This window comes from Photobacterium satsumensis, from assembly GCF_050336935.1.
Taxonomy (GTDB): Bacteria; Pseudomonadota; Gammaproteobacteria; order Enterobacterales; family Vibrionaceae; genus Photobacterium; species Photobacterium satsumensis.
This window is the reverse complement of record NZ_JAKJSK010000012.1, coordinates 1-22,783: the sequence shown is the minus strand read 5'-3', so window position 1 is coordinate 22,783 and position 22,783 is coordinate 1. Positions and strand designations below refer to the sequence as shown.

Sequence of the window (22,783 nt, the reverse complement as noted above, 5' to 3'; positions counted from 1 at the left end):
GTCTACGGACTATGAGTCACATGTGTCATTAATTTTGCGAAAAAGAGAGACTGAATTAGCTTTGACGTTTTGTGTTTTGTTAGAATTGTCCATTTCTATATGTATTAGGGGCTATATACTTCTATGGAGTCAATTCTTTTACCTCCTATTGTACGATCCTTTATCCATAGCCTCAGAAGTATTGGGTACTCGATGGAGTCTGCTGTTGCAGATTTAATTGATAACTCCATATCAGCAAAAGCTAGTCATGTAGATATCTTCACTGAGTGGCGCAATGGTGATCCTGTGCTAGCTATCATAGATGATGGCCATGGGATGACACCGAGTGGTGTACAGGATGCCATGCAACTTGGTGCTATGGACCCCGCGAATGAGCGGTCTGTTGATGATCTTGGTCGATTTGGGATGGGGCTTAAAACGGCATCTTTTTCTCAATGCAAGAAGCTTACACTTATCAGTAGGGCAGACAGTTATGATGATTGGTACGGAATACGGTGGGATCTTGACTTGGTTGAGAGAGAAAACCAGTGGATAGCGCAAATTATTAAGCCCGCTGACTGTGAGTTGTACCTGCAAGATGTTGGATTCGAACATTCAAAAGGTACTGCAGTTATATGGAATACTTTTGATAGAGCTTTAGACTTGACTGCTGCCAGTGCTGAGCGAGCTTATGATAGGCGCCTTAGCTCTCTAGTTGATCATCTTGCACTTACTTTCCATCGGTTTATAAGAGGGAGGGAGGGTACAAAGAAGCTTACTCTGCGCCTTAATAAACGGCTTATTAAGGGGATGGATCCGTTTGCAACTCAGCCAGAAACAGGTAGGCAAGCATCGACTTTATTGTCTGATGAGACTCTGAGGTTGGGCCATTGCTTTATTAAGATAAAAGCCTATCTATTACCACACCCATCAAGCATGACTCACTCATTTGCCCAAAGAGTATCTCTCAACGGTGATCATCATGCTGGACAAGGCTTATATATTTATCGTGCAGGAAGGCTAATATCTTCAGGTAGCTGGTATCGGCTTGCGCGTGCATCTGAAGCTAACAAGTTAGCTCGAATTCAAGTGGATTTTGATAACAATGCTGATCATTTATGGCGTATTGACGTACGGAAGTCTCGAGTAGATTTACCAGCTTCACTTCGTGAACAGCTTAGAAGAGTAATAATTCAGTGTTCAAATAAATCATCAACTACGTTCACCCGCCGGGCAAAGATGCCATCGTTAGATTTAGAGCCAGTTTGGCAGCGAGTTTATGATAGAGAGAAAGAACGAGTTCATTACGTTCTTAACCGCAGCCACTCTGCGCTTGCTGTAATGCTACAGTCAATTACTTGCGGTCAAACAAGGTCTGCTTTGGTAAGCATTATCGAGACTGCGTTGCCTTTAGCACTGATAAAAAATGATGTATCAGCGACAAATATAAAACTAGATCAAGACTCAGAAGATTTGTTTGGTCAAAGTCAGATATTGGCTGAAAATCTATTCAAAGCCGGAATCGATCTTGAAATTATCTTTAATGCGTTAGTTAACGACAGCAATATTGGCCTTACTCGAGAGCAGGCCGAGAAAATTATAAATAAGATAGAGGCTAGGTAATGTTATCTAAGGATACAATCGTTGAAATGGTTGTGAATCAGATGGAAAAAGATGCACACCGTTACGATCGAGAAATTACAAAAAACTGGATTGATGAGCAGTTAGATAGCTATAGAACCAAACTAAACCTTGAGCAGGTTGATATTGAGGTTATTGAAAAGCTTTTTCGAGAAAAAGTTGCTGTTACCGTTGGAGAAGCGGCAATTCTAACCAGCGATGAACCACGTAAGGAGTGGTTAACAGAAGACAAGAAGCAGGCGATTGACTGGTACTACTGGCGACGCTTCAAGGATCATTTTAAGACTAAAGATATACCGGAAAGTGTATTAAAAAGGACTGACACTGATACTGACCGAATTCTTTCTCTCATCGGCGACCCTGAGTCTAGCTCAGGTTTTCCGTGTAGAGGAATGGTGATCGGTGATGTTCAAGCTGGAAAAACTAACAACTATTCTGCTTTAATCAACAAGGCTGCCGATGCAGGCTATAAACTAATCATTGTCTTGACAGGAACCGTAGAGGATCTCAGGCAGCAAACTCAGGAAAGGCTTGATAAGGATTTTGTTGGTAGTGTCTCAATTGCGGGGAAGTCCAATAAGGACCGAGAAACAAAAATAATAGGGGTTGGTCGCTCAAATGACTCAAGGCTTCCATTCTGCCTGACAGATCGTGACGATGATATCAAGAAGGATCCTCGTTACAGAATTTCCACAATAAGTGAGCCAATTCTTGTTGTTACCAAAAAGAACAAGCATCCACTGCAGCGACTTGTTACTTGGCTAACCTCTGAGGTCAATGCAAAAAATGGTGGAGTGGAACAGCCTGTCTTAATTATTGATGATGAAGCTGACAATGCTTCAGTTAATACAGGCAACGATGATGAAGATCCAAAAACCATCAATCGCCTGATACGTGAAGTACTTCACGCATGTAGAAGATCGAGCTATGTTGCTTATACGGCTACTCCTTTTGCCAATATATTCATTCATCCAGATTCGGAAGGCGATAGGGCTGACACTGACGATTTGTTCCCTAAAGACTTTATCGTGGCATTGGAGCCGCCAAATAATTACTGCGGTGCACGTTATTTCTTTAGGAATAACGAGGTGACAGATCGAACTTGTGTTGAAATTGAAGATGCGGGAGAACATCTCCCGATAACTCACAAGCCGGGTACTGCTGTGACCTCCATACCGAAGTCGTTAAAAGAGGCAATTGGAGCTTTCCTTCTAGCCAGTGCTATTAAGGATATCCGCCGTAGTAAGTACCTGATCAAGCACGACCATGACTCAATGCTTATCAATATGTCAAGGTTAACGACAGTACAATCTGATATCACTCCTTTGGTGGATACTTGCCTGGATGAATATTGGAGTGCGATTACTGTACACGCACATAAGTTAGGGGCTGAAATTAGCTCTGAGGGTATGAAAGCTCTCCACTTTATCTGGAGTAAGCACTATGAAAGTTGCTCCAAAGAGTCTTGGGATGAAGTACGTAATTCTCTGGCTAAAATGGAGAAACCTAAAACGGTTACAGTTCACAGCAAATCCGGCGATTCGCTGACATATGAAAAAGATGGCCCTAAAAAACAGATTGCGATAGGCGGCCTTAAACTCAGTCGTGGCCTTACGCTTGAAGGGTTGGTTGTAAGTTACTTTTATCGACGTTCGGTAATGTATGACAGCCTCATGCAAATGGGGCGTTGGTACGGTTACAGAGATGGATATCAAGATCTGTTACGTCTTTGGATTACCTCCGAGTCCTTGGATTGGTACGCTCATATTTCGGAAGCATCTGACGACTTGCGTGAACAAGCTGCTGAGATGCAGCGCAGAAAGATGACTCCAAGCGAGTTTGGTCTTCGAGTTCAGGCGTCTCCAGATTCGCTGATGGTAACCGCTGCCAACAAGATGAGAACAGCAAAAACTATTATGACTCGACTTCGTTTTGATAACAGGCTTTTGGAAACAGATTGTGTTGACTCAAGACCAGATGTTATTGAAAACAACTTTGATGAGTTCTCCAACTTTCTGGGGCGAATAGCGGATAAACGTTACAGCGGTTTTGATATACCAAAAGCACATCGTCAGCATATTCATTTTAAGAATGTAGATGCAGGAAATATTATCAAAGGTCTTAGAACACTGAATAATCATCCCAGTTGTGGTTTTTGGGCAGAGAATAACTTGTTTCTACAGTATCTAGAAGAACGTTCAGGTGATGAACTTGCAATCTGGGATGTATTTGTTTATCAGCCAAATAAGCCCAAAGAAGGTGAATGGATAGCGAGTGATGGAGAGAGGTTCGCACGCCTACGAAGAGGAATAGTTGATAAACCAAAGAACGAGAAAAACCTTCATGAATTACGGTTAAGTCGAAAACAATCGATTACTAGCCGTGGGGTCGAAGCGTTAGGGCTCACACAAGATGAAATTGATGCTGTAGAGCAAGGTTCAGGACTTGTGGCAGATAAGAAGTACCGAGCTGCGAGAAAGAAGCCTACGCTAATTTTTCATGTTATTAAGGCATGTGAGTACGATGGTTCTGATATGAAAAATGTCTTGTCAGAGCGTAATGTTCTTGGTTGGGCCATATCCATTCCTGAGTCTTCTGAACCACGACCTGATGTTCTGTGGAATGTGACTATTGATTGGTTTGAAAAATATGGTGCAGAGTTAATCGATGAGTTTGAGTTATGAGTAGTATTGAAACTCCATGGACAAAAATGCAAGCACCTAGAACTGGTGCATTAACAACAATTCTAGTGGATCAAGAGCAAAATAATTCATGGTACTGGATACGGTGTAAAGATGGTCAATTTGGTGTTGCTATTCAGCTTCCCGGTGGTGCAGTTGCTTCAACTGCATCTATAAAGGGAACATCAAAGCTAAACATTGCTCGTGTTAATGATGCGAATGGTGAGCATTATTTAGGGGTGGTCATCGGTGCTTCTGAGCTTGCTACAGTATTTTATCGGCTGTGCCTTGATCTTGTGTCTGCCTGTCAGTTTTCTACATCTCCAGAGCAGATTGTGGCGATTTTAAAGCGTCGAGTTCTTGTATGGCAAAGGTTGTTTGAAAAGGGGAGGCGAAAGCTGAGTCCAGAGGAGTGCTTAGGGCTTATCTCTGAACTAAAGTTTTTACGTGAAAATTGGATCCCCAATATATCTACAAACGGTGTTTTGGGTTGGCAGGGGCCGACGGGAGCGGCGCAGGACTTCTGTGATGAGACGATTGGTGTGACTGTAGAAATCAAATCTCATGCATTTGATTCAAGTGTCGTTAAAATCTCATCACGAGAGCAGCTTGATGCCGAAGGGTGTTTATTTCTTACAGTATATCCAGGAAGTTTATCTTCGGATGGTAATGGGGTGACGCTTAACGAATTTGTGGAAGAAACGAGAAATATGATACCTCTTAGTCAATATGCCGCCTTTGATGAATTATTGCTCAGTGCTCGATACATCAAAGACGATTGTTACGATGAGTTGTATTTCGAACTAGGTGAGCCCAGAGTGTATCGAGTTGAAGATGACTTTCCACGATTGACAGGAGATAACCTTCCACCGGCTATTGGTAGGGTCAGATATGATCTTGATCTGTCTTTAGCTGCTGAGTGGGCATGTGCGATTGGTGAGATTAGCGAGATAGTGAAAGGCTGATATGAATGAACTGACAGAGTATTACACCTCTCTTATCGAACATGTAAAGGCTTCATCAGATGTTGAAGGACGTTTAATAGAGTTCGAATTTCTTAGCTACATTCTTGATCTTTTATCTGATGCTGGTGAGTTTGATGACTATGTGATCGTGGAAGATGGCAGAGATGGTGCCGGCAGGTGGCTGATTGATGGTTACTCTTTTGATACAAATAACTTTTCTTTGTCATTGTTTGTAACTCTAATCTCTTCATCAGAAGAGCCGTTAACACTAACGAAGCGTGAAATTGAATCAGCAATAAAGAAGCTATCCAAGTTTGTAAAAAAAACTCTTACAGAGCACTTGTCTTCAGTCTTTGAGCCATCTAGCAATTGTTATCAAACCGCTCGACTAATTTTGGATAACTGGTCTGATATATCCCGAATCAGGTTTGTTGTTGTGTCTAACCAGCCCACTTCAGAAAGAATGCGTGACGTTACAATTGATGATATCGATGATCGCCCTTGTACTGTCCATTTATGGGATCTTAGGCGGATATTTAAACTCGAATCCTCTCGTAATGAGCGAGAGGAAATGATTATAGATTTTCGTGATAACCCGCTTCCATGTTTGGTAGCTCATGATGATACAGAAGGGGAACAGTCAATACTCGCTGTAATGCCTGGTGCTAGACTTGTTTCACTTTATGGGCAATGGGGAGCACGACTACTTGAGCAGAATGTCAGAAGTTTCCTTCAACATCGAGGAAAAGTAAATAAGGGGATTCGGACAACTATCCTGAATGACCCAACTCACTTTTTCGCATATAACAACGGATTAACAACAACGGCTCAAGGGGTAGTCATTGAGCAAACCAATCACGGACCAATGATAGTTGAGCTTAGAAACCTCCAGATTGTTAACGGCGGGCAAACAACAGCTTCAATTTACAGTGCATACGTCAAGGATAAGGCTGACTTATCGCGAATATCTCTGCAAATGAAACTCACCGTTCTTTCTGATGAGGCATCAACAGAGCTTGTACCAAAGATTTCCAGGTACGCCAACTCCCAGAATAAAGTTTCAGACGCAGATCTTTTTTCAAACCATCCATTTCATGTTCGTTTGGAAGAGTTTTCAAGGAGAGTTTGGATTCCTGTACGCGCAGGTCAGAATGCACAGACGCATTGGTTTTATGAAAGGGCAAGAGGGCAGTACCTGGATGCACAGGCATATCTAACACAATCAAAGAAAAAGCAGTTTCAGCAACTTCACCCTCGTTCTCAGCTACTTACAAAGACTGATGTCGCGAAGATTATGAACTCATGGGACTGCTTACCACATGAGGTAAGTAAAGGTGCACAGAAGAACTTCGCAAAATTTGCTGATCTTGTCGATGCTAAGTGGAGGAAAGATGATTTAGTGTTCAATGAGTCGTATTTCCGTAAGTTGATTTGTCGAGCAAGTATTTTCAGAGCACTTGAAAAAGTGATAATGAAAGAAGATTGGTATTCAGGTTATCGTGCTAACCTCGTTACATATGCCATTGCTCGCTTATCGCTTGAGATTAGTGAGCAATCCTTAGATTGGAATATGGATGTTTTGTGGAGATCTCCGGTTGTACCGGAACCAATCATGATGACTCTACGTAAACTATCTTATGCGATTAATGAATTATTGCTTGCTGATAATCGCCCCGTAGGAAATCCTAGTGAATACGCGAAGCGGCAAGTATTCTGGGATACAGTAAAGAAATTAGAATGCGATATTCTTGAAGTTAATACTTTCTTGATAAGCAAAGCTGATGCTATGGAACAAGCTTTAACTTCAAAAAAGGTTCAGATGATAGATGATGGTATTCACGCACAGGAAAAAGTTCTGAAAACACCTAAGAAAACATGGGAACAAGTTGAGATGTATTTGCTTGATGACGATGCTGCAACACCTGCCTTGATGCGTATTTTGCAAGTGGCAAAAAATCCCACGAAATTACCATCAGAAAAGCAGTCAACCGTATTAGTTAAACTGTTGGGTCGTTATTCTGAAAGGTTGTCACTTGAGAATGTTGAGTAAAATTAAATAAAGGTCTTAATGTTGTTACTTGCGGGTTAGATAAACAAGTACCTACTAAGTATATTCACTAAGAGATACTCTTGCACAAGCCTTTCTAGTGCTTTGTCCTATATTTAGTAGAAAGGCTTGGCAAATAACTCAGCCGAATTGGCACTCCGGATTACTCTCGTCCAGAATAAATCAACTTTTGTCTAACAGCTCCATTACGACCTTACCTATTTGCTGTGCCAAAAAAGGAGGCACAGCATTTCCTACCTGTACATACTGCTGAGTTCGGTTGCCTTCAAATAGATAATTATCTGGGAATGTTTGTAATCTTGCAGCTTCGCGAACAGTTAGACTACGGCATTGTTTTGGATCGTAATGGATAAAGTAATGGCCATCTTTTGAAATATGGCTGGTTACAGTAGTAGCTTCTTTATTTGCAGATTGAACTCGAAAACGATCGGCATGTGTCCCTGTATCCCAATTAGCATGTGCTGGTGCTAAGCATGCTGGAAAATCACGAGATTTAGGTGAAATACCATTATTTAATAATGAGTAGGTTGCACAGAAGGCATAACGAAGTAAATCTTCATCCATATGGCCTCTTGTTTCATGGTTTAGTACACAGCCTAAACTTTCATCTAACAACCAATTACTTAGTGGTTGTGGAATTTCTGCAATTTCTATATCGGAATGTACTGAATTTTTACGCTGTAGATTTTCATATGGGGTTAAATCTAACTCTGTAAGCTTTTCATCCGAATACTGATTACTTAATACACGCTTTAACTGCTTAGCATGCATTTTAACGGTACTAGTCCATATGTACGTATCATCTTTTTGTTTAGAGAAGCCACTTCGCAATTTTGGTAAGTCATTCAGTACACTTCGTACCGTAATTGGATATTCTCCTGCCTGTTGTAATGTTCTAGGAACAGCTTCAATATCGTCACGTACACCCAAGAGGATTACTCGGTGTCTTGCCTGGGGTATACCATAGAATTCTGAGCGTATTAGAAAGTCAGATGAGCTAATATAGCGAGGATCCTTCTGATCATCAGCCTCAACAACTAAAGAGTAGATTTTGTAACCTGATATGCCAACTACACCGGTAACTGCACTAGGGTTCCTTAAATCCTCAAGGATTTGGGGAAACATCATTTTCCCATCAACTTTAGCCGATAATATGCCCCGGACGTTTTCCATTACAAAAACTTCAGGTTGAGCAATAGAGATGACTTGTAAGTATTCTTTGTATAAAAAATGTCGATGATCATCTTCAGCTTTATAATCTTTAATACCCGCATTACGCGAACGACCAGCTAAAGAGTATGCTTGGCAAGGTGGGCCCCCAATGACTATTTTAGGACCTTGGTGTCCAGCGACTAGTTCCTGAATCCTTTCATGGATAAGCTCGTTATCTTTACCAAGAGCCCTTGGTTGATGTAATGTTTCCCTAAGTGCCGCTTGAGCTTGCTCATCGTATATAGAAAAAAGCTCATCGCGAGTTATTAGTCCACGAACGTATTTATAATAGTCTTTTCTAGCTACAGGATTATCAGCGATTTTTCTGAAAAATGCTCTAGTTGTCAATGTCTTATGTGCAGATGGTTCTTTTTCGACCGACACGCCAATATCAAATGGTTTAACACCATTCTCAGTAGTACATGATGAGACCCCCTCACCAAGCCCTCCGGGACCTGCGAATAGGTCGATAACTAGAAATTCACCTGCTTTCATTTACTGTTTCTTCCAATTTAAATACTGAGTAATCATACCAGGCTAATTTCCTTGGGCAACAAGATATCATGATTCTTTTGTTTCTTAGAATTGCAGGGTTGGTTGTTGAGCATATTGGTGCTTTTTTAACTTTGTGGTTTGGGATATATAAAGCCGTATCGACCAAATAACGTCTCAAGTGCTATAAATATCATAGCTTGAGTACTACAAGCGGTTACTTATTCTATATGCTCATCCCGAGTACATATTAGATATGCATAGATCTAAGTATAAGGATTAAGATCAACGTACGTGCTCTGTATCTACATGATGTAAGGAGATAGCTTGCGCAAAAGGAGGAGTTTTGCCAGATACAAAAAAGGCCACCCGAAGGTGGCCTTTCCAAACGTTTGGTGGAGCTGGCGGGAGTTGAACCCGCGTCCAAAATCAGTCTAACAGATGGCGCTACATGCTTAGTCAGTCTTTATTCTCGTACCTACACTGCGAACTGACACGCTATGCAAATACATACCAGAATTCTATTTCGCGGTTCATCTCTCTAGTCAAAGATTCCCTCGCTATCTTGTTTGGGTTTGAACCCCTGTTAATCCCCGTCTTACAAGCGGAAGCTAGGGCAGGAGCGCTCTCAGCAGGGTATTAAGCTGCTAGTGCGTAGTTTTCGTCGTTTGCGACTATTTTTTGCGGCTTTTTTACGAGGCCAACCGCACCTCGGCATGCTCCACAAGCCTTCGTGATCCTGTCGAATCCTAAATCAGCCCCAGAGTTCGATCGATGTTATCAGAAAATTCGTTAGGGTCAACAGAAAGACTACTGAAGTCTAACTAGGTGGTTGATAAACCACCAATCCTCAACATCTTATGACTATTTGCTATTAACGGTTGCTGCTTTTCATGATGCGCGCCTTATCGCGCTGCCAATCACGTGCTTTGGTATCTGCTCGCTTATCATGAAGCTTCTTACCGCGCGCTGTACCTATCTTCAGTTTAACAAAGGATGCCTTCCAATACATACTAAGGGCGACAATTGTTTCACCGTCACGGTTTACTGCGCCTGACAACTTATCGATTTCACGACGGTTCAGTAGCAGTTTACGGGTACGTGTTGGGTCGGCCACCACATGGGTAGAAGCGGCGTTGAGCGGGGTGATGGTCATGCCCGAAATGAAGGCTTCACCGTTACGCAAGAACACATAACTCTCAGTCATGTTAACTTTGCCGTCGCGGATCGCTTTTACTTCCCAACCCTGCAGTGATATTCCAGCTTCGTACTCGTCGCTGATCGCGAACTCGAAGCGGGCGCTTTTGTTCTTGGCAATTGTATTGCTACTTTGCTTTGGTTTTTTCTTGGCCATAAATACTCTTGAATGTTGCTGTCCCAGCCTTTAGTACATTGGCTGGTCGAAAAGTGTTTATTTATAAATCAATGAGATGATGACAATAAACACGCTTATTTTGGCTGTTAGCCCAGTAATGGTATCATTGGGTTTGTCCTTGTCATAGGTTTTCGCGTGACAGGTGGCACGTTTTAACCGTAAGGAGAAGCTATGCCTCAGATCAGCCGTTCTGCATTAGTACCGTTTAGTGCAAAACAAATGTTTGAACTTGTTAACGATGTTGAATCCTACCCTGCATTTCTGCCAGGCTGTTCCGGGACTAAAATTCTGGAAAGCTCAGAGCAGCATATGATGGCCGCTGTTGATGTGTCTAAGGCTGGGATCAAGAAGACATTTGTGACCCGTAATGATCTGACAGACAGTAGTGTGATCGCGATGCAGCTAGTCGATGGTCCGTTTCGCCGCTTGGTGGGTGGCTGGCACTTCACCGAACTCGATGCCGAGGCGTGCAAGGTTGAGCTTAAGCTGGACTTCGAATTTACCAATGGCTTGGTGGAAGCGGCGTTCGGTAAGGTATTCCGTGATTTGACCAATAACATGGTGTCTGCCTTTACCCAGCGTGCGCGAGAGATATATGACTTCTGAAGATAAGTTGATCCATGTAGAGGTGGTGTATGCACTGCCTGATGTGCAGAAGGTGATCCGCGTGACGGTCACGCCGGATATGCAGGTGCAGCAGATCATCGAACAATCCGGTGTACTGACACTGTATCCTGAGATTGACCTGAAAAAGAACAAGGTAGGCATTTACAGCCGTAATGTGAAGTTGGAAGCGACGGTGCACGATGGCGATCGTATTGAGATTTACCGTCCATTACTGGCCGATCCAAAAGAGATCCGACGCAAGCGTGCGGAGCAAGCCAAACAAGAAGCCTTGGCTGCAAAAGGTGAGAAAGCCTAATTTCTTGGGGTAACAGATACAAATAAAAAAGCTCGCCAAAGGCGAGCTTTTTTTGTTTTCTGGCAACCAGAAACTACGGCTATGTAGCAACCTTAGTTGAACTGCTCCATGAATTGGGGGCTTTTTTCGTAGTCCCCTTCAAGGCTGGTCAGCTGATTCTGGGCACTGAACTTCAGGATCAGGTTCTTCTGTTGCGGCTCTCCGTGACCAGGCTTGTGGTAGTAAACGTAATACCACGTATCTGGATACTCGGGTTGAACCAGCATAGGCGAGCCAAGCACGAATTGTACCTGCTCTTTGTTCATTCCATATCGGAGGGTGTCGATATCTTTCTGTTCCAGGTAGTTACCCTGGTTGATATCAATTCGGTAAACCAGTCGTTCAACGACTGAACAGCCACCCAATAAACTGACCGCTAAAGTTACGGCAGCAAGGTTTTTCCAACTCATAGCATCCCGGCATGTTCGCTTTATTCTGCAGCGATGATAAACAACCCCCGAGCAGAAGTAAAAAAGCAGTAAAGAAAAAAACTGTAATTGAGACTGCAGCACAACCAATTAGTTGCACTGCCCGTTAAGTTTATTCTATTTATGCCGCAATCAGCAGTTCTTTCGCATTTGCCAGTGTGCGTTCGGTAATTTCACTGCCGCCCAGCAGGCGTGCCAGCTCATTAACACGGGCATCCTGAGTCAGCGGGTACATGTTGGTTTCGGTTTGTCCCTTACTGGATTTTTTCGCCACAAACATCTGCTGGTGACCACAACCGGCAACCTGCGGCAAGTGGGTTACACACATGACCTGAGTTGATCCCCCCAAGGTGCGCAGCATCTTGCCGACAATAGCGGCGGTCGGCCCACTGATCCCCACATCGACTTCATCGAAAATCAGGCTTGGGGTTTCGACTTTCTGGGCGGTGATCACCTGAATCGCCAAGGAAATCCGCGATAGCTCACCACCGGATGCGACTTTACCTAACGGCTGCAGCGGCTGACCTGGGTTGGTGGACACCAAGAAGGTTATCGTGTCGAAGCCTAGCGGGCTGAGCATACCTTCGGTATCGCTCTGGACATCAATCTTGAACACGCCGTTTTCCATGCTGAGCTGGTGCATGCTATCGGAGATCTTCTTGTCGAGCTCCTTGGCATAGCGCTGACGACTCTTGCTGAGTTTTTCGGCGCTGGCCAAGAATTTCTGGCGTAGGCACTCGACGTTTTCAGCGATTTCTTCCAAGCGTTCGTCACTGCAATCAAGCTGCTCTAGCTCTTTGAGCAGTTCTTGGTGCTTGGTGTACAGTTCATCCGGCATCACGTAATGCTTACGAGCCAGTGACATGATCTTGGCCAAGCGCTCTTCAAGGTACATCAGGCGCTGTGGATCCATATCCATGTTGTCGAGGTAGCTGCGCAGCTCTTGGCTGGCCTCTTGCACTTGGATAATGGCATCGTCGAGCATTTGCGGGATGGCGCTTAAGTTGCTGTCGATTTCGCCTAAGTTAGCCACTTCTTGGCAGGCTGTTTGTAGCATATTCAGAGCATTGCAATCTTCGTTGTCATACAGCATGGCCAGGGCGTTTTGACTGGAAACGGCGAGTTCACCACTATTGGACAAGCGCTTGTGCTCTTCTTCAATCTCGGCAAATTCTTCTTCTGCCAGAGCCAGTTCGTTGAGCTCTTTGACTTGGTATTGGATCAGCTGTTTCTGTGCTTCGTTCTCTTCCCGGTTTTGGACCAAGCGTTTGTATTCGTTGTTGGCCTGACGCCAGCGTTGGTAATGGTTGCGGGTTTTTTCCATCAGGTGATGGTGCCCGGCGTACTGATCCAGCATTTGTTGCTGGTAATCCGGGCGCATTAGCTGCTGGTGGGCGTGCTGGCCATGAATGTTGATCAGTAACTGGCCCAAGGCTTTTTGCTGCGAGGCCGGAACCGGACTGCCATTGATAAAGCCACGTGAACGGCCTTCTTTGGTAATGACACGGCGCAGGATGCACTCGTCACCATCAGTCAGTTCGTTGTCTTCCAGCCAGCGACGGGCCGCTTGGTTGTTCAGCAATGAGAAGGCGGCAGAGATTTCTGCTTTGTCTTCATTTGGGCGAACCATGCAGGCTTCGGCGCGATCACCCAAACACAAGCCAAGTGCATCAATGGCAATGGATTTACCTGCACCTGTTTCACCGGTAATGGTGGTCATTCCCGGTTTAAGTTCAAATTCAAGGTTTTTGACAATAGCAAAGTTAGAGATCGTCATATGAGCCAGCATGTGTTCACCTGTTTAAATCAACACCTGTTTTTTCATACAGTATATACTGTATCTACATACAGTAAAGTACTGTAGATAAAAAATTGCCGGGAAAGTTTGATCTGAGGTAACGGTCTGAAAGTTAGAAACAAAAAAGCCAACCGGGTGGTTGGCTTTAGGATCGGTTATTTACGTTGGTTCTGGCTTAGAATAATCGGCTCGACCAGCCCAGCTTGCCTCTTAGAACTTCGTAGTAGCTGTAGTTCTTCGGGTGGATCAGCTTGAGGGTTTCCGGGCTCTGGTAAATATGAATTTCATCGCCCGGGCTGACAGGCAGTGAGACCTGACCGTCACAGCTGACTTCGAGTGTACTGCCGTTGGTTGGCGAAACCATTAATTTGATCCGGCTGTTGCCATCGACGACCAGCGGTCGGCACGACAGGGTATGCGGGAACATGGGCACCAATGAAATCGCATTGAGCTCGGAGGACAGGATAGGGCCACCTCCGGACAGGGAATAAGCTGTCGAGCCTGTCGGGGTCGAGATGATCAGTCCGTCGGAGCGCTGCGAGAAGGCAAAGGTATCGTCTATGTAGACTTCGAACTCAATCATGTGGGCGATTTTGTCTGGGTGCAATACCGCTTCGTTGAGGGCGGCATTGCGGCTTTTAATCAAACCATGGCGGTGAACTTCCGCTTCTAGCAGAAAGCGTTTTTCGACCACATATTCGCCATTGAGTACTTGATCGAGTTCATCTTCGAAGTCGTCGGGGTCGAGATCAGTCAAAAAGCCGAGGCTGCCACGGTTAACGCCAATCACCGCTATGTCGAAACGGGACAACACCCGCGCCGCACCCAGCATATTGCCATCACCACCGACCACAACCGCCAGGTTGGCTTTGTCGCCAATAGTCAGTAAGTCACAAAAGACTGCTTTGGGTAGTGACAAATCATTGGCCAGCCGGTGGTCAACAAGTACGTCATAGCCTTTTTCAACCAGCCAGTTGTAGAGGCTCATATGGGTCTGCAGTGCCTCGGGGTTACGGGGTTTGCCAATTATCGCGATAGTCTGGAAAACGCGTGTCATGTCCATGATCCGACAAATAAAGAGAAGGCCAGTATAGCGTCAGGATTAGACAGTTGTCGCGCATTGTGATCGATATCGGCTTGAATCATTGAACTTCATCCCCATAATAGGCGCATAAGCGAGTTTTTTGGATAGAGCTGATTATTCTATCCCCCGATTGAAAACCATGATCTTGGCGGAGAGCGAAAGCATGAGCAACGAAGAGAAAAAAGTACAGGACGAACAGCTGCAGCAAGATGTTGAAGCGGTTGAAACTGAATCTGCTGAGGAAGAAGTGGTTGAAATGACCCTTGAAGAGCAGCAGGCAGCCCGCATCGCTGAGCTTGAAGCTGCATTGCTAACTAGCGATGCAAAAGTGCGTGAGCAGCAAGATAGCGTATTGCGTGCCCGTGCTGATGTTGAAAACATGCGTCGCCGCAGCGAGCAGGAAATTGACAAGGCGCGTAAGTTTGCCCTGAACAAGTTTGCTGAAGAACTGCTACCAGTTATCGATAACATGGAACGTGCTATCGAGATGGCAGACAAAAACGACGAGGCAATCAAACCAATGGTAGAGGGTGTAGATCTAACCCTTCAGACCATGATGGGCACGGTTGAGAAGTTCGGCCTGAAGCAGCTAAACCCAATGGGTGAAGCCTTCAACCCTGAATTCCACCAGGCAATGTCTATCCAGGAAAGTGCCGAGCACGCGCCAAATACCGTGATGCTAGTGATGCAGAAAGGCTACGAGCTGAACGGCCGTGTGATTCGCCCTGCGATGGTCATGGTGTCGAAAGCGGCAGCTGGCAACATCGATACCCAGGCGTAAGCGGGACTGTGATTAAACAGGCCCGCTTTAAGGCGGGCTTTTTAATTTTTTTTGATTTTTTTTCGGTGTCGCCCTTGAAAACAATTTGGCTGCCCCTATTTAGTAGTCATACGACATCGTAAATCATTTTCTGCGGGTTATACCGCATTGTCAGTGGCGTTTAGATAACGGGCTGGCAAATAAGCTAAACGAATTTCGGAGAAAGCCTGATGGGTAAGATCATTGGTATTGACTTGGGTACAACTAACTCTTGTGTAGCAGTACTTGATGGTGACAAGCCACGTGTAATTGAAAATGCTGAAGGTGAGCGCACAACAGCATCTGTTATCGCATACACTCAAGATGGTGAAACTCTAGTTGGTCAGCCAGCTAAGCGTCAGGCGGTTACAAACCCTGAAAACACGCTATTCGCAATCAAGCGTCTTATTGGTCGTCGTTTTGAAGACGAAGAAGTTCAGCGCGACATCGAAATCATGCCTTTCAAAATTGTTAAGGCAGACAACGGTGATGCATGGGTAGAAGCGAAAGGCCAGAAAATGGCTGCTCCTCAGGTATCTGCTGAAGTTCTTAAAAAGATGAAGAAAACAGCTGAAGACTTCCTAGGCGAAGAAGTAACTGGCGCAGTTGTTACTGTTCCTGCTTACTTCAACGATGCTCAGCGTCAAGCAACAAAAGATGCTGGCCGTATCGCAGGTCTAGAAGTTAAGCGTATCATCAACGAACCAACTGCTGCTGCTCTGGCTTACGGCCTAGACAAGCAAGGCGGTGACCGCACTATCGCTGTTTACGACCTTGGTGGTGGTACATTCGATATCTCTATCATCGAAATCGATGAAGTTGAAGGCGAGAAAACATTTGAAGTTCTAGCAACCAACGGTGACACACACCTAGGTGGTGAAGACTTTGATAACCGCATGATCAACTACTTAGTTGAAGAGTTCAACAAAGATCAAGGTATCAACCTGAAGAACGATCCGCTAGCAATGCAGCGCGTTAAAGAAGCGGCTGAAAAAGCGAAGATCGAACTGTCTTCTGCACAGCAAACTGACGTGAACCTACCTTACGTTACTGCTGATGCGACTGGTCCTAAGCACATGAACATCAAAGTGACGCGTGCGAAACTAGAATCTCTAGTTGAAGATCTAGTTCAGCGTTCTCTTGAGCCACTAAAAGTTGCTCTTGCTGATGCTGACCTATCTGTAGGCGACATCACTGACGTTATCCTAGTGGGTGGCCAGACGCGTATGCCTATGGTTCAAGCGAAAGTTACTGAGTTCTTCGGTAAAGAGCCACGTAAAGACGTAAACCCAGATGAAGCTGTTGCTGTCGGTGCTGCAGTTCAGGGCGGTGTACTTGCTGGTGACGTTAAAGACGTACTTCTACTAGACGTTACTCCACTGTCTCTTGGTATCGAAACCATGGGCGGCGTAATGACTAAGCTAATCGAGAAAAACACCACTATCCCTACTAAGGCGAACCAGGTGTTCTCGACTGCTGAAGACAACCAGAGCGCGGTAACTATCCATGTTCTACAGGGTGAGCGTAAGCAAGCGGGCTACAACAAGTCTCTTGGTCAGTTCAACCTTGAAGGTATCAACGCGGCACCTCGCGGTATGCCTCAAATCGAAGTAACTTTCGACCTTGATGCCGATGGTATCCTGCACGTATCTGCGAAAGATAAGAGCACGGGTAAAGAGCAGAAGATCACTATCCAAGCATCTAGCGGTCTGAGCGACGACGATATCGAGAAAATGGTACAAGAAGCAGAAGCTAACAAAGAAGCGGACAAGAAGTTCGAAGAGTTGGTAACTGCACGTAACCAAGCTGACCAGCTAGTTCACGGTACGCGTAAGCAAATCGAAGAAGCAGGCGATGCACTTCCAGCAGAAGACAAAGCGACTATCGAAGCGGCTGTAAACGAGCTTGAAGAAGCACGTAAAGGCGAAGACAAAGAAGCTATCGACGCTAAAGTTCAGGCGCTTATCGCAGCTTCTCAGAAGCTGATGGAAATCGCTCAACAGCAAGCTCAAGCGCAGCAAGCTCAAGAAGGTGGTGCTGAACAGCCACAGCAAGAGAAACAAGACGACAACGTTGTTGACGCTGAGTTCGAAGAAGTTAAAGACGACAAAAAATAAGATAGTTAATTCATAATCTTATTTGAGCGCGGGCGTTGGAGGTTACTCTTGCGCCCGTAGCTGTATTAAGGCAGGTAACAGATCAGTATGTCAAAACGAGATTTTTACGAAGTTCTGGGCGTAAGTCGTGATGCGTCAGAGCGTGATATCAAAAAGGCCTACAAGCGCCTTGCGATGAAATTCCACCCTGACCGTAATCAGGGTGACGATCAAGCGGCTGAGAAATTCAAAGAAGTTAAGACTGCATACGAAATCCTAACGGATCCTCAGAAGAAAGCAGCCTATGACCAGTACGGTCATGCCGCTTTTGAACAAGGTGGTATGGGCGGTGGCGGCGGCTTCGGCGGCGGCGCTGACTTCGGTGATATTTTTGGTGATGTGTTTGGCGATATCTTCGGTGGCGGTGGTCGTCGTGGTGGTCAGCAGCGCGCGCAGCGTGGTGCCGATTTGCGCTACAACATGGAGCTGACACTGGAAGAAGCGGTTCGCGGTTGCGGCAAAGAGATCCGTGTTCCTACCTTGGTTCACTGTGATACCTGTGACGGTTCTGGTGCTAAGAAAGGCACATCTGCAACCACATGTGGTACCTGTCATGGTCAAGGCCAAGTACAGATGCGCCAAGGCTTCTTTGCCGTTCAGCAAACCTGTCCGCATTGTCACGGTCGCGGCAAGATCATCAAAGACCCATGTGGTACTTGTCATGGTCAAGGTCGTAAAGAAGAAACCAAGACCCTGTCTGTGAAAATCCCAGCCGGTGTCGATACGGGTGACCGCATTCGCCTATCGGGCGAAGGTGAAGCCGGTGAATTCGGCGCGCCAGCAGGCGATCTTTACGTACAGGTGCATGTGGCTCAGCACAACATCTTCGAGCGTGATGGCAACAACCTATACTGCGAAGTACCGGTAAGCTTTACCATGGCTGCTATTGGCGGTGAGGTAGAAGTCCCGACCCTTGATGGCCGTGTGAACCTGAAAGTACCATCTGAAACCCAGACTGGCCGTATGTTCCGCATGCGCGGTAAAGGCGTGAAGTCTGTACGCGGTGGTGCAGTGGGCGATCTCATCTGTAAGCTTGTGGTTGAAACGCCAGTGAGCCTAAGTGCTCGCCAGAAAGAGTTGCTTCAAGAACTTGAAGAGAGCCTAGGTGGTAAAAGTGCAAGTAAGCACAAGCCTAAATCTGAAGGTTTCTTTAATGGTGTGAAGAAGTTCTTCGATGATCTGACCGGTTAAGGCTAGTTTCGTCTTTGATAAAAAAGCCAGCGTAAAGCTGGCTTTTTTGTGCCTGAAATTTGCGGGTAATCCGTTGTTGGTATCTTCCTGTTACCAGCAGCCGCTGATGGCGGTGCCATTATCTGACGCTGTACCTACCCCGGCAGCGTTGAGAGATAAAGTTTTACAGATATCTTTGTTTTGTCCAGAAGTTGACTGGGGTGTCGCGGCAATAATATAGCGGTTTTCACCGGAGCCACTGGAATCAATTGAAAGTTTGTAGCGATCTAAATTCGATTCGCAAAATGAGCATGTTCCTCCACTGACTACATTAAAAGCGTAGCTATTATTCTTAGTAAACTGCTCCTCTAGTGTCAGTTGAATTTTCATGAGATCTGCCATTGCTTGCGATCGATATCCTTTCATCGTTTGCTCAACGTATGAGGGGTAGGCGATAGCACTAATAATGCCGATTATTGCCACTGCGATTAATAGCTCGATCAAGGTCACGCCTTTTTGTCTTTCCATATATTTATCCCTCTGAAATTTTCGAGCTCACTCGATAACTTCCTCTAACTTTATCCAGTGCATTTTGGCTGGGTGTTAATATATGAATCAACTTGAATTGGTTTTATCTATAACTATTTAGGCAGAAATGGGGAATGGGTCGAGAATCGGTGTATGGTTTACAGCAAAAAGCACCAAGAGTTTGGCGAAGAAATGGCTTTACCCTACTCGAGCTACTCATAACCTTGATGGTTTTGACTGTTTTGCTCAGTTCAGCAGCTCCGTCGTTCGTAAGTATTATTCAATCGAATGAAGTTAAGCGATTAGCAACAGAGGTTGAGTGGTTGCTAGCGCAAGCGAAATCAGAGGCGGTAATGAGGGGCGAATCCATGACTGTTGAAATGCTTGGTATTGGCCGTGATTCAGCAACTGACACTGAGGCTGACTGGATAATACAGGCAAAGACTTCTAGCAGTAACGAGATTATTGGAAAGGTGATCGGAGAGCAGTTTTCTAAAGTTTCCTTTTATAAGACCTTTAATACTAACGAAATCTCCTTCGATTCTATGACCGGACGGCCAAATTACAATGGTAGCTTTGTTTTTTCTGTCAGGAACAATGAAAGCGTAGAAGTAACAACCAGTAATATGACTGGCAGGTTATATGTCTGCAGTGAACGCGGAGGGTATGGGTATGGTATTTGCCCAAGTAGTTAACCGTGGTTTTAGCCTTGTCGAGCTGTTAGTTGCTACAGCTATTTCGCTGTTGGTATTAGCTTCCGTAACGTCGGTATTCATTTCTGGTTTTAATAGTGCATCACAGCGCTCACTCCAATTGATGTTGGCACAAGATACCAATGATGCTCTTCGCATGATTAAAGATGATATTTTGCGAGCAGGCTTTGCTTCTGGAGCGTCATCTACATTTGTGATCAGCGGGGCAACGAAAACGGTTTATTTAGACTCACCTGTTGCGGGTAAATCATCGTGTATTGGGTATGGCTATAACGATGGTAGTGAAAAACATTATCGGTCCTATTACCTTAAGGATAAAAAACTTAATGTGTTTATGACCAAGAGCTCGGTCATTGACATTTCAGGTACATGTAAAAATGGCCATTCAATCTTGGATTATACCCAGTTGAAAGTGACAAAGTTTGAGATAGCGGAAAAGATATTAAATGCAGGGACAGCAACCAGCCAGCTTCTAACTATTCAGTTGGATGTTTCTACGCTTGATGATGAGTTCAGCTTATCAAAAAACGTTAAGGTCAAAACAAGGAATTGGTACTGATGAATAGACAGAGAGGCCTTGTAACGTTACTCGTGACAACCATGATACTGGTTGTGTCTTTGGTGTTCTCTTTGGCTTCGTATAAAAATGTGTTTTACCAGATAAAGCGTACCCAGAATGAAGTGCTGGCAAGAAAAGCCCATTGGTTAGCGGAGGGGGCTATAGAGTGTGCTTTTGCTGAAATAAAAGTGTCCGGTTTTTTACCCAACAATCCTCTTTACCCAAATGCCTGTGAAGCGAGTATTGCTGGCACAACAATTAACTTCCATTTTTCTTCCGTCGAGAACTTTAGTATTGCGTCCAGTGCTTCTCTGGCGTCAATGGCAAAGGCGAGTTTGACCAAGTCAGCTGAGGTCATGTCAAAGTCAAAAAGCGGTGCTATTCAGACTGGTTCAAGTATGTTCTCGAATTCATCTATGAATATTTATGCGCCAGACCCTGGAGTACTAGCCGAAGATGGGTGGGAGTGCATTGCATTAAGGTATAGAAATGCATTTGTACCTAATGCGGCTATAACAAATAGTGGATTATCAGATAAGCCTAATAGTCAAGACTGTACTATTTCCCATAAAACTAATGGCGTAGGGATAGCGGCACTAAAGAGTGACTTTATTCACGATCCTAACTTAAGCCCTTTTGAGAACTTTTTTGGGGTTTCTGATGTAAAACACGATGATGTAAAAAATAATAAATTTGATGTGGTCATTACCGAGGTGCCATCGTCGCCAGGTCATCTTGAATACTCAGGTATAACAGAGTGTGGTAAAGCTATTAAGGAGGCATTATCAAGTGGGTATGAGAGTGTATGGGTCGAAGGAAACTGTGAAGTATCAGGAGATATATATACTGATATAGTAAAACTATCCAATAACATGGATGGGATTATCGTACTGGTCCATGATGGTATGTTCTCTGTCTTCCCTAAGGCTGTCCCTAATAATTTGAAATTTCAGGGTATGATATTTCACTACAACTATGAATATGCCTTTAATTTTGATGATTGGAAAACAAGCCAGGCATATAGTCATTTAACTCATATACCATCTGTATTTGGAGATAACGTTAATCTAGCTAGTTTTTATCTTCATGGCGCTTTGAATTTAGACGGTGGATTGCTCCTCGATGCAAAACATTATGATAATACAAGCAAAAAGTATATCTCTCAAAATGCTTTGCTGAATGATTCCTTTGGCATGACTTATAACAGTAGTTATTTTAATAAATTTAGTAGTAGCAGTAATGAAATCGGATGGACTGAAGGGTCTTGGCATGATTTCTGAACACAGGGGCTTTAGCCTGATAGAAGTACTCATTGCTCTCACTATTATGGCTGTCGGTGTGATGGGCCTGATAAAGATGCAATCCTACATGGAAGTAAGGGCTGAGCATGCATTGAAAACCTTAGATGCGCTTTACTTGGCTGAAGAAAAGTTGGAGGTGTTTCGTACTCGAGCACAGAGCGCGGCGGGTGGAACGATTGCTTATAGCTCTATAGTAAGTCATACAGAGTCAGTTTCGATGGCTGGAATGACTGTAAATAGAAAGGTAGATGTTATCGATAACTCTCCGGTACCTGATGCCAAAAAGATTACGGTATCTATCAGCTGGAAAGACCGCTTGAAGCAGGATCAGGTGGTGAAGCTTGAGACGGTTATCTCAAAGTACAGCGAGTTTGACTAATTTCTTGTGAATTTCTGCTACAAAAAATAGCCATATTTTACTCCTGTGCTCAAAAAGTGCTCGGTCGTTTGTTTTTCTCAAAAAATCTGTTGCCCTCTCGAATTCTCTCCCTATAATGCGACCTCACTGACACGGAGCACGGCAACTTAAGCCGCTAACCAATCAGTATTGTTCTTTAACAATTTGACCATGCAATCTGTGTGGGCACTCGTGAAATGATAGTCAACAAAAGAATTATCAATGAAACTGAGTGACCAATACAAATTTTAAGTTTACTTATTATTTGGCACAGTCAATTCAATCATTACTTCGGTAATGGTTTAACAGTATTTCATTGAGCCAAAACTTTAATTGAAGAGTTTGATCATGGCTCAGATTGAACGCTGGCGGCAGGCCTAACACATGCAAGTCGAGCGGCAGCGACAACATTGAACCTTCGGGGGATTTGTTGGGCGGCGAGCGGCGGACGGGTGAGTAATGCCTGGGAATATGCC

At 44.5% G+C, this 22,783-nt stretch carries 19 protein-coding genes, 1 rRNA gene and 1 other RNA gene; 14 read left to right on the top strand and 7 right to left on the bottom strand.

Annotated elements, in window-relative coordinates; all coding sequences use genetic code 11:
* The first annotated feature begins 192 nt into the window (after positions 1-192).
* Genes L4D79_RS22400 through L4D79_RS22385 form a run of 4 tightly spaced genes read left to right on the top strand, consistent with a single transcriptional unit; the run spans position 193 to position 7,316 of the window.
* Entirely contained in the window at positions 193-1,602 is a 1,410-nt protein-coding gene (locus L4D79_RS22400) for an ATP-binding protein (RefSeq protein WP_428654564.1), read from the top strand.
* A complete protein-coding gene (locus L4D79_RS22395) occupies positions 1,602-4,304 on the top strand; it encodes a Z1 domain-containing protein (protein WP_428654562.1) in 2,703 nt (900 codons plus the stop codon). Before L4D79_RS22400 ends, L4D79_RS22395 begins: the two co-directional genes overlap by 1 nt.
* Positions 4,301-5,266 carry a PD-(D/E)XK motif protein gene (locus L4D79_RS22390; RefSeq protein WP_428654560.1) on the top strand — a complete coding sequence of 322 codons (966 nt, stop codon included), beginning with the start codon at positions 4,301-4,303 and terminating at the stop codon, positions 5,264-5,266. Before L4D79_RS22395 ends, L4D79_RS22390 begins: the two co-directional genes overlap by 4 nt.
* A 1-nt stretch (position 5,267) precedes the next feature.
* Positions 5,268-7,316: an AIPR family protein gene (locus L4D79_RS22385; protein WP_428654558.1), complete on the top strand. Its 2,049-nt coding sequence runs from the start codon at positions 5,268-5,270 to the stop codon at positions 7,314-7,316.
* A gap of 180 nt (positions 7,317-7,496) precedes the next feature.
* Here the strand turns inward: L4D79_RS22385 and L4D79_RS22380 are convergent, their stop codons facing one another.
* The 3 genes from L4D79_RS22380 to smpB all read right to left on the bottom strand — a co-directional run bounded on the left by L4D79_RS22380 (position 7,497) and on the right by smpB (position 10,392).
* Positions 7,497-9,041, bottom strand: a complete 1,545-nt coding sequence (locus L4D79_RS22380) for a DNA cytosine methyltransferase (RefSeq protein ID WP_428654556.1) — start codon at positions 9,039-9,041, stop codon at positions 7,497-7,499.
* 390 nt (positions 9,042-9,431) lie between these two features.
* Positions 9,432-9,800, bottom strand: a transfer-messenger RNA (tmRNA) gene (gene ssrA / locus L4D79_RS22375).
* 112 nt (positions 9,801-9,912) lie between these two features.
* Positions 9,913-10,392, bottom strand: coding sequence for an SsrA-binding protein SmpB (smpB, locus tag L4D79_RS22370; protein ID WP_107351827.1), 480 nt, complete (start codon positions 10,390-10,392; stop codon positions 9,913-9,915).
* Between the two features lie 192 nt (positions 10,393-10,584).
* Between smpB and L4D79_RS22365 the strand changes: the two genes are divergently transcribed.
* Together L4D79_RS22365 and L4D79_RS22360 are read left to right on the top strand one after the other, a co-directional pair.
* The gene (locus tag L4D79_RS22365; RefSeq protein WP_428654553.1) at positions 10,585-11,019 is read left to right on the top strand and encodes an SRPBCC family protein; all 435 of its coding nucleotides are present in this window, start codon (positions 10,585-10,587) and stop codon (positions 11,017-11,019) included.
* Positions 11,009-11,335 carry an RnfH family protein gene (locus tag L4D79_RS22360; protein ID WP_428654551.1) on the top strand — a complete coding sequence of 109 codons (327 nt, stop codon included), beginning with the start codon at positions 11,009-11,011 and terminating at the stop codon, positions 11,333-11,335. Before L4D79_RS22365 ends, L4D79_RS22360 begins: the two co-directional genes overlap by 11 nt.
* Positions 11,336-11,427: 92 nt before the next feature.
* On the opposite strand, the gene bamE is transcribed toward L4D79_RS22360, so the two are convergent.
* From bamE to nadK, 3 genes are all read right to left on the bottom strand, one after another.
* The gene (bamE, locus tag L4D79_RS22355; RefSeq protein WP_428654549.1) at positions 11,428-11,784 is read right to left on the bottom strand and encodes an outer membrane protein assembly factor BamE; all 357 of its coding nucleotides are present in this window, start codon (positions 11,782-11,784) and stop codon (positions 11,428-11,430) included.
* Between the two features lie 139 nt (positions 11,785-11,923).
* Positions 11,924-13,591, bottom strand: a complete 1,668-nt coding sequence (gene recN / locus L4D79_RS22350) for a DNA repair protein RecN (RefSeq protein ID WP_428654547.1) — start codon at positions 13,589-13,591, stop codon at positions 11,924-11,926.
* Between the two features lie 184 nt (positions 13,592-13,775).
* Positions 13,776-14,666: an NAD(+) kinase gene (nadK, locus tag L4D79_RS22345; protein ID WP_428654840.1), complete on the bottom strand. Its 891-nt coding sequence runs from the start codon at positions 14,664-14,666 to the stop codon at positions 13,776-13,778.
* 181 nt (positions 14,667-14,847) lie between these two features.
* Here nadK and grpE point away from each other — a divergent pair, with 181 nt between their 5' ends.
* The 3 genes from grpE to dnaJ all read left to right on the top strand — a co-directional run bounded on the left by grpE (position 14,848) and on the right by dnaJ (position 18,830).
* Complete coding sequence (gene grpE / locus L4D79_RS22340; protein WP_428654545.1) at positions 14,848-15,465, top strand: nucleotide exchange factor GrpE; 618 nt, start codon at positions 14,848-14,850, stop codon at positions 15,463-15,465.
* Positions 15,466-15,674: 209 nt separating this feature from the next.
* A complete protein-coding gene (dnaK, locus tag L4D79_RS22335; RefSeq protein ID WP_428654543.1) occupies positions 15,675-17,600 on the top strand; it encodes a molecular chaperone DnaK in 1,926 nt (641 codons plus the stop codon).
* Positions 17,601-17,687: 87 nt separating this feature from the next.
* Positions 17,688-18,830, top strand: coding sequence for a molecular chaperone DnaJ (dnaJ, locus tag L4D79_RS22330; RefSeq protein WP_428654541.1), 1,143 nt, complete (start codon positions 17,688-17,690; stop codon positions 18,828-18,830).
* Positions 18,831-18,920: 90 nt separating this feature from the next.
* Here the strand turns inward: dnaJ and L4D79_RS22325 are convergent, their stop codons facing one another.
* A complete protein-coding gene (locus tag L4D79_RS22325; RefSeq protein WP_428654539.1) occupies positions 18,921-19,337 on the bottom strand; it encodes a type IV pilin protein in 417 nt (138 codons plus the stop codon).
* A gap of 134 nt (positions 19,338-19,471) precedes the next feature.
* Here L4D79_RS22325 and L4D79_RS22320 point away from each other — a divergent pair, with 134 nt between their 5' ends.
* The 5 genes from L4D79_RS22320 to L4D79_RS22300 all read left to right on the top strand — a co-directional run.
* Positions 19,472-20,032: a GspH/FimT family pseudopilin gene (locus tag L4D79_RS22320; RefSeq protein WP_428654536.1), complete on the top strand. Its 561-nt coding sequence runs from the start codon at positions 19,472-19,474 to the stop codon at positions 20,030-20,032.
* On the top strand, positions 20,010-20,609 hold the full coding sequence (locus L4D79_RS22315; protein WP_428654534.1) for a prepilin-type N-terminal cleavage/methylation domain-containing protein: 600 nt from the start codon (positions 20,010-20,012) through the stop codon (positions 20,607-20,609). Before L4D79_RS22320 ends, L4D79_RS22315 begins: the two co-directional genes overlap by 23 nt.
* Entirely contained in the window at positions 20,609-21,889 is a 1,281-nt protein-coding gene (locus L4D79_RS22310; protein ID WP_428654532.1) for a hypothetical protein, read from the top strand. Before L4D79_RS22315 ends, L4D79_RS22310 begins: the two co-directional genes overlap by 1 nt.
* Positions 21,879-22,289: a type IV pilus modification PilV family protein gene (locus tag L4D79_RS22305; RefSeq protein ID WP_428654530.1), complete on the top strand. Its 411-nt coding sequence runs from the start codon at positions 21,879-21,881 to the stop codon at positions 22,287-22,289. The genes L4D79_RS22310 and L4D79_RS22305 overlap by 11 nt, the downstream gene beginning before the upstream one ends.
* A 348-nt stretch (positions 22,290-22,637) precedes the next feature.
* Positions 22,638-22,783, top strand: a 16S ribosomal RNA gene (locus tag L4D79_RS22300); the annotation flags it as partial.